The organism is Pseudomonadota bacterium, from assembly GCA_010028905.1.
Taxonomy (GTDB): Bacteria; Vulcanimicrobiota; Xenobia; order RGZZ01; family RGZZ01; genus RGZZ01.
This window is the reverse complement of the sequence record RGZZ01000125.1, coordinates 1-11,340: the sequence shown is the minus strand read 5'-3', so window position 1 is coordinate 11,340 and position 11,340 is coordinate 1. Positions and strand designations below refer to the sequence as shown.

The window sequence follows — 11,340 nt, the reverse complement described above, 5'->3', positions numbered from 1 at the left end:
ATCGGGCTGAGCGTCGCGAGGCAGATGAACCCCACCACCGCGCCCATGAACATCATCACGGCAGGTTCGAGTGCGGCCAGCGCGGCGCCGATGCGCTGCTCGATCTCGAGCTCAGAGAGCCAGGCGCACTGCTTGAGCATCTCGGTCATGGATCCGGATTCTTCACCCATGGCGACGAGCTGGGTGTGGATGCGAGGCATGATGTGAGTTCGACCCAGGCTCACGTGCAGCGGAATGCCCGCCTTCAGCGCTTGTCCGACCTCCTCGGCGGCGTCCTCGAAGACGAGGTTCTGCGCCGCTTTCCCCGCCACGGTGAGCGCAACCAGGATGGGCGTTCCCGTAGACATCATCACCTCGAGGGCGGCGGTGAAGCGCAGCAGCGCGATGTGGCGAAGGCACGGGCCGACACCGCGAAGCCGCAGCAGCCAGGCGTCGCGCTTGCGGCGGATGTCGCGGTTGCGCATGCGCCTTCGGTAGACCAGGGCGGCGGCGGCGACCGCGCCAGCGCCCACCAGCCAGGCGAAGGGATCTCGCACCAGATCGGAGAGCGTCATGAGCGCGCGTGTGCTCATCGGAATCTCCGCGTCGAGGTCGCGCAGCATTCGAAACACCCCATCGAGGAGGAACCCGGGGAGCAGGATCACGATGGCGCCGCACAGCACGAGCACCAGCAGCGGGTAGGTGAGAGCGCTGCGCACCTTCAGGAAGATGGAGACCTGTTGCTCGAAGTACTCGGCGAGCCTGCGCAGCATCTCCGGGAACGATCCGCTTCGCTCGCCCACCTCGCTCATGCGCACCACGATCTCGGGAAAGACATCGGGGCAGAGGCTGAAGGCCTGCGAGGGCGTCAGACCGCGAGACACGCTCATCTCGACCTGGTGCAGCGCGAGCTTCATGGGCACCGATTCGAGGCTGGGCCGGATGACGGCCACGGCGTTCGAGATGAGCACGCCAGACTCGATGAGCTCGGCCAGGGAGCGGAACAGCACCGCCATCTCGTACCGGGTCGCGCCAGAGAAGAGATCGCGAGTGCGGTCGATGGCGCCCAGCAGCGAGCGCTGCCAGGGCTTGGGGGCCGGCGGCCTGACGATGGTACCCGTGCGCGCGCTGTAGCGGGCTCTTCTAGACGAAGCCATCTCTTAGGCACGGTTCTGAGTTCGTCACGATCCGTCCTGCAGGCGCGGTGCCGTGTGCGCACTCAGCGCTCCTTCCAGGAGATGATGCGCAGGGGCGCGGTGTCGCGAATGAACTTGTTTAGGTTTAGCGACTTCTTCACCGTGCCCGGCACGAACATCTGGTCGGAGGTCTCCGGAGCAGAGTAGACCGCGACGTTTGTGAGGGAGATGCCGCCCTGGCTTCCAGGGGTGAGGTTGCCCGAGGAGCCGGAGAAGCCGCCGGCGATCATGGTCCCCGCGACCGTGATGTTCGAGGCAGTGAGCTTGCCCTGGGTGTAGACGAGCCCTTGCAGGTACTTCTTGGTCGCTGTGTCGCCGTTGATGGTGATGTCACCCACGCTCACCAGGGCCACCAGGTTGGTGGCGGCGAGGTCGGCCCCCTTGTTGATGGTGGTGGTTCCGGTGACGATCACGGCACCGGAGCCCGTCAAGCCACCGTTCACCGTGAGATTTCCCTTCACGTAGAGAAGGCCGCCGTTCATCGTCAGGTCGCCGCTCGCCACCACGCTGTTGGTGCAGTAGCACTGTCCCGTGATGGGGGCGCTCAGGCTCGGGTTGGCGACGGCGCCGGGCTGCCCCGTGGGGTCGTAGACCGTCACGTCGATGTAGGGCAGGGTGATGTTGGCGCTCCGGATCTGTCCACCCACGGTGGAGCCGCTGCCGATGCTCACCGTGCCGGCCGCCACCAGATCGCCGGTGATGGTGACGGTGGCGGTATCGGTGACAGAGCTGTTGCATCCCATGCTCGCGGGCGACGCTTGCGAGCCGCCCCCCTCCTGTGTCACCACGTCGGCCATGTTCGTGGCCCCCTTGACCAGCAGCGCGCCGTTGGCCTGAAACGCGCCGTCGCACGCGATCACGTAGGGGTAGGCGGCCAGCGATACGAGCACCTCGACGGTTCGCGTCACCCCTCGAGAAGAGCCGATGGAGAGCAGCCGCACACACGACACGGGAACCTGCCCTCCGTTCCACCCCGCCGCTGGTCCGGGCTTGCCAGCGTTGTTGGTTGAGTATGGCAGGCCGCTGCTCTTGTTGAACGTGATGACCGCGTTTCTGCGCGGTTCGTTGGGGTCAGGCTGCACCACCAACTGCTCGGTGCCGGCCTGACCGAACGCGTAGCTCTCGTGAATCGCGTAGATGCACTGGCTCACCGCCGCTTCCGCGAGGTACTGGGCGTCGAGGCCTCCCGCATAGCGCTGGGCGAAGTTCAGGTGGGTGGTGCCCAGGGTGGCCAGGGTGAAGACCAGCACCATGGCTACCGCGATGACGCCGATCACCGCTCCGATGGTGAGGCCTCGTTCTGCTGCGGCTCGCGTCATCTGCGGTGTCTCATGGGTTCGTGAAGTTGTACAGCGACGTCTGCACGGTGTACGAGGCCTTCTGGCTGCTTGCAGCGGAGCGCTGCTGCGAAGGCCACGTCACCGTCACCGCAACATCGCGCACGTAGCCCGCGTTACGGGTCGTGAACACCGCGCGGGGCTGGTACGAGACCCCGTTCAGGGTCACCGCGGGCAGCGCAACCGTGCCATCTGGCGGCAGCTTGCTGAACGCCAGATATCGGTACTGGTCGATGTTCATCTGGGCCACGTTGGCGCCACCGATGAGGTCGTGCCCCGAGCGCAGGCTCTTCAGCGCCGACGGGATCACCTCCATCAGGGCGAAGAACACCACGACGAGGAGCGTGCTGCTCACCAGGATGTCGACCAGCGCGAAGCCTGTTCGTCGAGGTCGCATCAGATCTTGTTCCTTGGGGCCACGGCGGTCATGGCCGACTCGACGTACGACGCCGACTGCAGCTGCGTGCTCAGGCTCAGCGAGATGGTCAGCTGCGCCGTGGGCGCCAGAACAGGGTAGGGCGATGGCGTTACCGCGAACTGGTCGACCATGCTCGCCACCGCTCGCTCCGTGCCGTTGGGGGTGGCGATGATCTGCGCGAGCTGCGCGGCGGAGAGCCTCGTGTTGAGCAGCAGCGGACTCGGGGAGAACGTGACCGGGTCACCGCTGACGTTGCCCCAGATCTTTCGCATGAGCGTGCGGTTCACGGGGTCGTGGTAGTAGATGACGAAGTACGGCAAGGGGGCGAACGATGAGATCAGCCCGCTGTTCGGGTCTTGCATGCGCAGAGACAGGGTGGGGGTGGTCCCGGGGCCCGTTACCGTGACGAGAGCCAGCGCCGATTCTCTCAGATCGGATGCGACCCCGTTCACCCCCACGAGCGCCGCCGCCTGCAGGTTGGCGCGGGTCTGTCCCACCATGAGCATGCGCCCGCCCACGGTGAAGAGGTCGTAGAGCGCGTTCATCACGAGCAGCATGACCACCGATGAGACGAGCATCTCGACCAGTGTGAAGCCGCGCGACCGCCGGGTTGCCGCGCACCGCATCGAGGGGTGGACGGGGAGGCTGCGCGCGACGGGGCGTTGTGGAGGCGAGGGAGGCTGAGCACGGCAGGGGAATTGCGTGGAGAAAGGGGCGTTGATGCTGCCTGTCCGTGAGAGTCCCGTCACAGTGGGGGAATTCGGCCCGTTGCCGAGGTGTCCTGTGGCAGGGCGATTCGCTCGCCTTTTCGAAGGGGGAGCGTGAAGAAGTGAGCGAAGCGCGTTTTCCGGAACCCAGCGACCCCGACCCGCGCCCGGACGCGAGGCGCGAGGTTCCTCGTTCTGACGAGATGGCGGAGCGGGTGGCGAGGCGGCTGCGCGCCGAGCACGGAGCGCTGTCTCCTGGTGAGATGGCTGATCTGCTCAAGCAGGCCTATCGGGAAGAGGCCGATGCCGCCCGCGCCAGCGACCCGTCGGCGGAGACGCTTGCCGAAGATCTCGAAGACCTCAGCCGCGCGGTTCGATCGACCGATGAGATTGCGACCCGAGAATCCATTCTCGGGAAGGTGGGCCCAGGCGTGATCACCGGGGCTGCCGACGATGACCCCTCGGGCATCGGAACCTACTCGGTTGTCGGCGCGCAGTTCGGCTACAGCCTTCTGTGGCTGGTCACGCTGTCGACCCCCCTCATGATGGCGGTGCAGGAGATGTGCGGGCGTCTCGGGCGCGTGACCGGTCAGGGGCTGGCCGCCGTTCTATCACGCTTCTATCCCCGCTCTCTCGTCTTGATCGCGGTGACCCTGCTCACCCTGGCGAACGTCATCAACATCTGGGCCGATCTGAACGTGATGGCGGGAGCGGCCCAGACGCTGGCAGGGGGATCGTTCGGTCTCTGGCTTGCCGGACTCGCGCTGTCGACGGTGCTGCTCGAGGTGTTCGTTCCGTATCGCCTGTATGTGCGCTACCTCAAGTGGCTCTGCCTGTCGCTGCTGGCCTACGTGGTGACGGCGCTGCTGCCCTGGGTGCACAAGGACTGGGGCGAGGTGGCCCGCAGCCTCTTCGTCCCATCGTTTCGCCCTGACGCAGAGTACCTGATGGCCGTCGTGGGCTTTCTCGGCACGACCATCTCGCCGTATCTCTTCTTCTGGCAGGCTGCAGAGACGGTCGAGGAGGCCATCGCCGATGGGAGCGCGGTGGCACCGGCGCATCCCCTCGATTCCCCCTCTGACGACGACCTTCGCGGCGTGCGGGCAGACACGGCCATCGGCATGGCGGCGTCTCAGGCGGTGACCTTCTTCATCGTGCTGTGCACCGCCTCGACCCTTCGCGGACAGCCGCTGCAGACCGCCCAGGACGCCGCTCGCGCCCTGCAGCCTCTTGGAGGCGCGGCCTACGGGCTCTTCACCCTCGGCATCATCGGCACCGGCCTGCTGGCCATTCCCACCATGGCGGGTTCGGTGGCCTATGCCGTCTGCGAGGTCTTCGGGTGGCGCTACGGTCTCTATCGCAGGCTGGCGCGTGCGCGGGCCTTCTACGTCACCATCGCGGTGACCACTGTGGCGGGCTATCTGCTCAATCTCGTGAACCAGCTCAGCGCGGTGCGAGGGCTGCTGTACGCCGCGGTCATCAACGGCATCGTCGCCCCTCCGCTGATCGCCTTGCTGCTGCTGGCGTGCAATGACCGCCGCGTGGTGGGGCGTCACGTCAACGGCTGGCTCTCGAACCTGCTCGGCGGACTGGCCATCATCGTCATGGGCGGGGCCGCGATGGTGCTCGTTCGCGCCCTTCTCTCTGGCGCGCCCTGAGGCGCGCAACCGCTCTGCAGCGGCGTTCCGCGCTGCCTCAGATTGCGACGAGCGCGATGAATCCGAGGGCCAGAACGCCGAAGTAGGCGGCATCGGCGCCGTCGAGCTCCTCGAGCAGGCGGAAGTAGAGCGCGGAGCCTCCCAAGGCCTTGCCGGCCTCGAGAGCGGCGCTCTGCCATGTGCCGCCGAAGGCCACGTCGAAGATCAGGCCGTTGGTGATGATGAGGAGGGTGTAGAGAAGGGCGCAGACATAGGGGCGGTGCGTCTTCGTCAGCACCTTGAGCATCATTGGCAGGAACATGAGCTTGATCATCATTGCGGGGCAGGACCCTCATCTTCTCAGCGGTCATGCAGGCTTTCGGTCTTTGCGCGGCCTGCCCTCTGCCTGCGCCGAAAAGAGGCCGACGATCTGCCTGCAAGGTCGGTGGCGCGCGGGTCGGGCGATCGCGGTACGGTGATCTGCGCCAACCGTTAACATCGCAGATCTCACCCTTCGGGCAGAACCTGTTACACTGCGCCACATGATGAGCTTGATTTCGATGTACACCTCACCGGGCCACCCCCACCCCCACGGCACGCCCATGAAGCTCCAGGGCGCGCAAGACGGAGCTGGGCTCGACCTCGACATCCATCTCAACAACAACGGCACCACCGACGTGGTCGGCCACCTGCGTGGCTACGGTCTCGATCTCCACGTTTCCCCTGGCCTCGATCAGGCGGCCCACGTCGAAGGACATCAGAGCGGTTTCGGCTTTGATCTCGACATCCGGCGCGCGAGCGATGGCGCCGTGGAGCTCACGGGTCACGAGGGTGGCGCCCCCATGCACCTGCGTCTTGTCGACGACGGCGGGCGGCTCGAGGCGACGGTGCGCAACACGGACGATCTGCCCATCACCGCCGACAGCCTCGGCGACTTCCTGCTCGGCTTCTCACCGCTCGAGCGGGCCGCCATCTTCCACGTGCTCACCGCCTGAGCCGTCGCGTCTGCCCTACACGCACGATTGAGGCGCCAGCGCAAGCGTGCGTGGGGCGGGCGACCGCGGTGAACGCTGAAGGACGCGCCTTCCGCCGAAGGGAGCTCTGCTCGGCCGGAGGGAACCCGTGACAAACCCGTTTGAAAAACTCCCGCGCTGGCTGAGCACCATCGTCGAGGGCGGGGTCGAGCCTGGTGACACCGAGCGTCTCAAGACCTGGAAGCGGCTGAGCAACTTCTCGCTCTTTGCGTCGATCTTCATGGTCATTCTGCCGTATCTGTTCGTGGGCTGGGTCTTCCAGGCGCCGAAGCTCCTCTGGTTCTTCTCTGTCATGCTCGTGGCCCACGTGGCGTACCTGATGCTCTACCGGCTGCTGCCGCGATACTTCCCTGTCTCCACCCGGAGCGTGCTCTGGGCAACCATGCTCTCGACGTCACTGGTGGGCGCCTATCTGTTCGGCGGGGCCCTGCAGGCCGATCTGATTCAGCTCTGGGGCTTTCTGCTCGTGATGTACGGGTTCATGTTCTACGAGCGGACAGAGGCGTGGCTCATAGCTCGTTGACCAGATGGCGCGCATCGAGTCGATGGTTGACGATCTCCACGACGCCCGTGAGCGCGCGGAAGCGGCATTGCGCGCCAAGGGCGAGTTCCTGGCCAACATGAGCCACGAGATCAGAACCCCCATGAACGCCATCATCGGGATGTCGCACCTGGCGCTCTGCACCGACCTCACGCCACGTCAGCGCGACTACGTGGGCAAGGCGCATGCGGCCGCCACGGCGCTGCTGGGAATCTTGAATGACGTCCTCGATCTGTCGAAGGTGGAGTCTGGCCGCTTCGAGCTCGAGGTGGTTGCGTTCGCGGTTGCCGATGTACTCTCCCACGTCTCGAGCCTGGCGTCGGCGAGCGCTGACGAGAAGGGGCTTGCGTTCGACACACGCGCCTCGCGGCCGCGGTCGCGGTCGAGGCCGCAGTCGAGCCCGCGGCCGAGACCGAGCCTGAGTCCGAGCCCGAGAAGTAGCAGGGGTGAGCCCGAGGCGCAGCCCGGCGGGGGCACTTAGACCTCGCTGGCAGGCGAGGAAGGCGCCGGCGGGCTCGTCGAGAAGTAGTCTGTGAGATGAACCCGCTCCCCAAGCCCAAGACCCTTCTGGTCGATGAGACGCGGCGAACGCTGCGTCTGGCCCAGACCTTTCTCTCGCAGGATTGCGATGTGGTGGCTTGCGACAGCGTGCAAGAGGCGATGGAGCAGCTCGAGAGCGTGGGCTTTCACGTGATGGTGGCGTCTGCGCATCTGACCTCGGTGAACGTCTTCGAGCTGGTCTCGATGGCACGAGAGCTCCAGCCCCACCTGCACTGCGTCGTCATCTCTGACGTGGCCATGCCGAACGAGGTGCTGCAGACCTACCCGCACGTGCGTGGCATCACGGCTCCCTACCACCCCGCCGCGCTGATCGCGCAGGTGGAGCGTCTCGTGGCCGAGGGAGAGGCGGCTGCAGACGCGCTCTATCCCAGTCGCGCCGAGGGATAGCCAGCCGGGCGGCTGTGGCAGGTGCTCAGGCGAGCAGCGAGCGGATTGCCGCCTCGACCTCACTCGGGTGGCGAACGAGCCGGTCGGGCCTCGCCTCGGCCACCAGGTGCTCGGCGTTCCACCCATAGGTCACACCGATGGTGCGCATGCCCCAGTGCCGTGAGCAGTGCACGTCGAGGGGGGTGTCTCCGATGCCCACCGAGTGGCGCCCCTCGGCGCCCAGCCCCTTCAATGCGTCTCCGAAGCGCGCGATCTTGTCGCTGCCGCCTTCTTCACCGCCGATGACAACGCCGAACAGGTGGCGCAGGCCCTCGGCCTCGAGCTTGCCCTCGATGACGCTCGCGTCGGTGGTGGAGGCGATGCCCAGGCGGTATTGCGGCGCAAGACTGCGCACAGCGCTCACCACCTCAGGGAAGAGGGTCACGCTGCTGTAATCGACGTGGGCGCGCGCATAGTCGAGCACTTCCTGCACGTTCTCCTCAGAGACGCCCATGTCAAGGAAGTTGCGTTCCCATCGGGCGTTGTACCAGGCCCTGAACGCATCGGGGGTGGAGACCGGCAGATGCAGGTTGAAGTGGTCGCACGTCTGTTGGTAGAGCCGATGGAAGAGAGAGAGCGAATCGGCGATGCAGCCGTCGAAATCGAAGACGATGGCGGTGGTCGAGGGCGAAAGGTTGCTCATGGGTGCTCTCATGTTTCGCCCTCAGGCGTCGAGTCCTTCGTTCGCGCTGCTCGGGCTGCGCTTCCAGGTTGTCAGAAGAAGGAACGACGGGTACAGGTGCGAATACGAGGGCGGCCCACGCTCGCGCCCGCGGCGCCTGACGGGCCTGTCTCCGCCGTGGCAACACGCGGCGGCTCGCCGCCGAGAGGCGCGGCGCTGCACTTGATGGAGGTCGTCAGATGGCTGTTGAAACCGTAACGAAGAAGGTCGAGTATCGAGTCGAGGGCGGAGTCGCCATCCTCGAGCTGCAAGATCCCCCCGCGAACACCTACACCTACGAGATGATGCGCGATCTCGACGAGGCCATCTTGCAGGCCCGCTTCGATGACGAGGTTCACGTCATCGTCATCCGCGGTCGGGGAGACAAGTTCTTCTCTGCGGGGGCCAACATCTCGATGCTGCGCGAGGTCACCCCGCGCTTCAAGTACTTCTTCTGCCTGCACGCCAACGAGACGCTCAACCGTCTCGAGCAGACCCCCAAGCTGGTCATCGCAGCCCTCAACGGCCACACCGTGGGCGGCGGACTCGAGATCGCCATGGCCGCCGACATCCGCATCGCCCGTCGCGACGCGGGCAAGGTGGGCCTGCCCGAGGTGAACCTCGGCGTGCTTCCGGGAACGGGCGGCACCCAGCGCCTGGTGCGCCTGGTGGGCAAGCCGAAGGCCATCGAGCTCATGACGACGGGGCGCGTGTTCTCGTTTGAAGAGGCTCTCGAGCTCGGCATCGTCAACCACGTCTTCGACAACGACAACTTCATGCAGAACGTGCTCGACTACGCGCGCCAGTTCGTTCCCCCGAACAAGGCGGCCAAAGCGGTGGGCCTCATCAAGCGCTCGGTCATCTCCGGCGCCGAGGTTCCCTTCAGCGAGGCCCTCTCCATCGAGCGCGAGCTCCAGCAGCAGCTCTTCCAGAGCGAAGACGCCAAAGAGGGGCTTGCCGCCTACTGCGACAAGCGCACGGCCCAGTTCCAGGGCCGTTGACGATTCGTCGACCCGGGCGGCCGGTCGAGCACATCGACGCCTCGCCGCCGCCCGAAGAAGAGGCGCCGCGCCTCCCCTTCAAGATGCCGACGCTCATGAAGCAGCATCTGAAGGCAGATTCGCTGCGCCTCTTCTATCGTTCTCTGGCCACCCTGCTGGTGGCGAGCGTGCGCATCGATCGAGCCCTCGAGCTGCTGGGTCGACAAGGCGACGACGAGCACATGGCACACGTCTGCCGTGCCATGAGCGCCACCGTGAGCCGCGGGCAGTCGCTCTCGGCGGCCATGGCGAAGTGGCCGGACGAGTTCAGCGAGCTCGAGGTGCGCCTCGTGCAGGTGGGCGAGGTGACGGGAAACATCGATCACCTCCTCGATCGGCTGGCCTCGTATGAGGAAGGGCGCCGACGGGTCACCATGCGGGTCAAGGGCGCCCTCACCTATCCGCTGTTCATCTTTGCGGTCACGGTCTCAGCGCTCGTCGTCATTCCGCCCTACCTCTTCGGGGGGCTGTTCAAGCTCATCGAGAGCCTGGGGGTCGAGGTGCCTCTTCTCACCCGAATGGTTCTCGTGTTCGCCAAGGTCGTATCGAGCCCGTACTTCGCGCTGGCGGTGGCACTGGGAGCGCTGGTGGCCGTCAAGGTGCTGCCGGAGCTGTACGCGCGTCGCAGCGTGAAGCTGAAGCTGGCGCGATGGGGGTTGCGACTGCCCGTCATCGGTCCCTCGCTGCGCACCATCGCCATCACCCGGTTCAGCCGCGCTCTCGAGATCATGCTCAACTGTGGCGTGAGCATCGATCAGTGCATCCGGCTCTCGTTCGTGGCCAGTGGGAACCCCGCGCTCGACGAGCGCACTGACCTCGCCATCGAGCGCATCACGAGCGGGGCCACGCTTCGCGAGGCCCTCGAGGAGACCGAGTTCTTCCGCGGTGGCTTTTTGCAGGTGGTGAGCGTGGGCGAGGAGACGGGGCGCCTGCCGTCGCTGCTGTCTCGGGTGGCCGACATGTATGAGGTGCAGCTCACCTACACCCTCGAGAGCCTTGTCGCCGCTCTCGAGCCGCTGATGATGCTGGTGATGGGATTCTTCGTGGGCATCTTCATCATCGCCAGCATGCAGCCCATGTCGCAGATCCTGCAGAAGCTCTGACCGACCGCTCGCGCGCGAGGTGCGCAAGGGTACGGGAAGCCTCGGGGTGCGCGACGGGCCTGGTTCGGCAGGCTGCGCGCGAGGCGGGGACGCTGCGGGCCTTGTTCTACCAGGGAGCGTGCAAGAGCACCTGGGGGTCGACAGGGACCCCATGCACGTAGCAGGCCCAGTGCAGGTGCGGTCCCGTGCCGGCCCCTGTGCTTCCCACACGCCCGATGAGCCCCCCCCGTGTCACGGGCTGCCCCTTTCTCACGTCGATGCGCGATTGGTGCATGTAGAGCGAGAAAACACCGATGCCGTGGTCGAGGAGGGTGGCGTTGCCGTTCACGAGCTGGCCCGGCGCCACCACGGCGACCTGAGCCCCGCCGGGCGCGCGAATAGGGGCCCCAGCGCCGGCCGCCACATCGAGCCCCTTGTGCCATCCCTTGCGCCAGCCGTTGTAGGTGCGCGCCTGGCCGTAGCGGGTGCTGAGCCGACCCAGCGCCGGCAGCCGGAAGGGGCCGCGCCAAAACCGCTGCGGGGTGAACTGCTTCGCGGCGGTGAGAAGAAGCCGGTCATCGGCTTTCGCGCGGGGGCTGTCGTAGGTGGCGAGCATGGCCTCGGGAAGCCAGATCGACTGTCTGCCGTAGGCGACCTTTCTCACTGTCACCGTGCGCCGCAGAGCCTCGCCCTCTGCTGTGCTCACCGAGAGGGTGAACGT

General features: G+C 66.2%; 14 protein-coding genes. 7 read left to right on the top strand and 7 right to left on the bottom strand.

Annotated elements, in window-relative coordinates:
* The 4 genes from EB084_10715 to EB084_10700 form a co-directional block, all read right to left on the bottom strand.
* A partial coding sequence (locus tag EB084_10715; GenBank protein ID NDD28725.1) for a type II secretion system F family protein occupies window positions 1–1,136 on the bottom strand: 1,136 nt, incomplete at its 3' end.
* Window positions 1,137–1,198: 62 nt separating this feature from the next.
* Window positions 1,199–2,494 (bottom strand): hypothetical protein, encoded by a 1,296-nt coding sequence (locus tag EB084_10710; GenBank protein ID NDD28724.1) that lies wholly within the window; start codon window positions 2,492–2,494, stop codon window positions 1,199–1,201.
* A 10-nt stretch (window positions 2,495–2,504) separates the two neighbouring features.
* Window positions 2,505–2,909, bottom strand: coding sequence for a hypothetical protein (locus EB084_10705; GenBank protein ID NDD28723.1), 405 nt, complete (start codon window positions 2,907–2,909; stop codon window positions 2,505–2,507).
* Window positions 2,909–3,556: a prepilin-type N-terminal cleavage/methylation domain-containing protein gene (locus EB084_10700; GenBank protein NDD28722.1), complete on the bottom strand. Its 648-nt coding sequence runs from the start codon at window positions 3,554–3,556 to the stop codon at window positions 2,909–2,911. Before EB084_10700 ends, EB084_10705 begins: the two co-directional genes overlap by 1 nt.
* Window positions 3,557–3,900: 344 nt before the next feature.
* Here EB084_10700 and EB084_10695 point away from each other — a divergent pair, with 344 nt between their 5' ends.
* Window positions 3,901–5,295 carry a divalent metal cation transporter gene (locus EB084_10695; protein NDD28721.1) on the top strand — a complete coding sequence of 465 codons (1,395 nt, stop codon included), beginning with the start codon at window positions 3,901–3,903 and terminating at the stop codon, window positions 5,293–5,295.
* 37 nt (window positions 5,296–5,332) lie between these two features.
* Here EB084_10695 and EB084_10690 read toward each other — a convergent pair whose 3' ends face one another.
* A complete protein-coding gene (locus tag EB084_10690) occupies window positions 5,333–5,611 on the bottom strand; it encodes a hypothetical protein (protein NDD28720.1) in 279 nt (92 codons plus the stop codon).
* A 205-nt stretch (window positions 5,612–5,816) separates the two neighbouring features.
* Between EB084_10690 and EB084_10685 the strand changes: the two genes are divergently transcribed.
* The 4 genes from EB084_10685 (at window position 5,817) to EB084_10670 (ending at window position 7,797) form a co-directional block, all read left to right on the top strand.
* Window positions 5,817–6,269 carry a hypothetical protein gene (locus EB084_10685; protein NDD28719.1) on the top strand — a complete coding sequence of 151 codons (453 nt, stop codon included), beginning with the start codon at window positions 5,817–5,819 and terminating at the stop codon, window positions 6,267–6,269.
* Between the two features lie 127 nt (window positions 6,270–6,396).
* Window positions 6,397–6,831: a hypothetical protein gene (locus tag EB084_10680; GenBank protein ID NDD28718.1), complete on the top strand. Its 435-nt coding sequence runs from the start codon at window positions 6,397–6,399 to the stop codon at window positions 6,829–6,831.
* Between the two features lie 4 nt (window positions 6,832–6,835).
* Window positions 6,836–7,330 (top strand): hypothetical protein, encoded by a 495-nt coding sequence (locus EB084_10675; protein NDD28717.1) that lies wholly within the window; start codon window positions 6,836–6,838, stop codon window positions 7,328–7,330.
* Between the two features lie 56 nt (window positions 7,331–7,386).
* Complete coding sequence (locus EB084_10670) at window positions 7,387–7,797, top strand: response regulator (GenBank protein ID NDD28716.1); 411 nt, start codon at window positions 7,387–7,389, stop codon at window positions 7,795–7,797.
* A gap of 25 nt (window positions 7,798–7,822) precedes the next feature.
* Here the strand turns inward: EB084_10670 and EB084_10665 are convergent, their stop codons facing one another.
* Window positions 7,823–8,491, bottom strand: coding sequence for an HAD family hydrolase (locus EB084_10665; GenBank protein ID NDD28715.1), 669 nt, complete (start codon window positions 8,489–8,491; stop codon window positions 7,823–7,825).
* Window positions 8,492–8,697: 206 nt separating this feature from the next.
* Between EB084_10665 and EB084_10660 the strand changes: the two genes are divergently transcribed.
* Window positions 8,698–9,498: an enoyl-CoA hydratase/isomerase family protein gene (locus tag EB084_10660; protein NDD28714.1), complete on the top strand. Its 801-nt coding sequence runs from the start codon at window positions 8,698–8,700 to the stop codon at window positions 9,496–9,498.
* Window positions 9,495–10,640, top strand: coding sequence for a type II secretion system F family protein (locus tag EB084_10655; protein NDD28713.1), 1,146 nt, complete (start codon window positions 9,495–9,497; stop codon window positions 10,638–10,640). Before EB084_10660 ends, EB084_10655 begins: the two co-directional genes overlap by 4 nt.
* A 106-nt stretch (window positions 10,641–10,746) precedes the next feature.
* Here EB084_10655 and EB084_10650 read toward each other — a convergent pair.
* Window positions 10,747–11,340, bottom strand: a 594-nt coding sequence (locus EB084_10650; protein NDD28712.1) for a M23 family metallopeptidase, incomplete at its 5' end; no start/stop codon positions are given.

Bases quoted from the DNA above. Each gene is read 5' to 3' on its own strand.
- EB084_10710 (NDD28724.1), bottom strand. From the start codon at position 2,494: ATGACGCGAGCCGCAGCAGAACGAGGCCTCACCATCGGAGCGGTGATC.
- EB084_10705 (NDD28723.1), bottom strand. From the start codon at position 2,909: ATGCGACCTCGACGAACAGGCTTCGCGCTGGTCGACATCCTGGTGAGC.
- EB084_10700 (NDD28722.1), bottom strand. From the start codon at position 3,556: ATGCGGTGCGCGGCAACCCGGCGGTCGCGCGGCTTCACACTGGTCGAG.
- EB084_10695 (NDD28721.1), top strand. From the start codon at position 3,901: ATGGCTGATCTGCTCAAGCAGGCCTATCGGGAAGAGGCCGATGCCGCC.
- EB084_10690 (NDD28720.1), bottom strand. From the start codon at position 5,611: ATGATGATCAAGCTCATGTTCCTGCCAATGATGCTCAAGGTGCTGACG.
- EB084_10685 (NDD28719.1), top strand. From the start codon at position 5,817: ATGATGAGCTTGATTTCGATGTACACCTCACCGGGCCACCCCCACCCC.
- EB084_10675 (NDD28717.1), top strand. From the start codon at position 6,836: ATGGCGCGCATCGAGTCGATGGTTGACGATCTCCACGACGCCCGTGAG.
- EB084_10670 (NDD28716.1), top strand. From the start codon at position 7,387: ATGAACCCGCTCCCCAAGCCCAAGACCCTTCTGGTCGATGAGACGCGG.
- EB084_10665 (NDD28715.1), bottom strand. From the start codon at position 8,491: ATGAGAGCACCCATGAGCAACCTTTCGCCCTCGACCACCGCCATCGTC.
- EB084_10660 (NDD28714.1), top strand. From the start codon at position 8,698: ATGGCTGTTGAAACCGTAACGAAGAAGGTCGAGTATCGAGTCGAGGGC.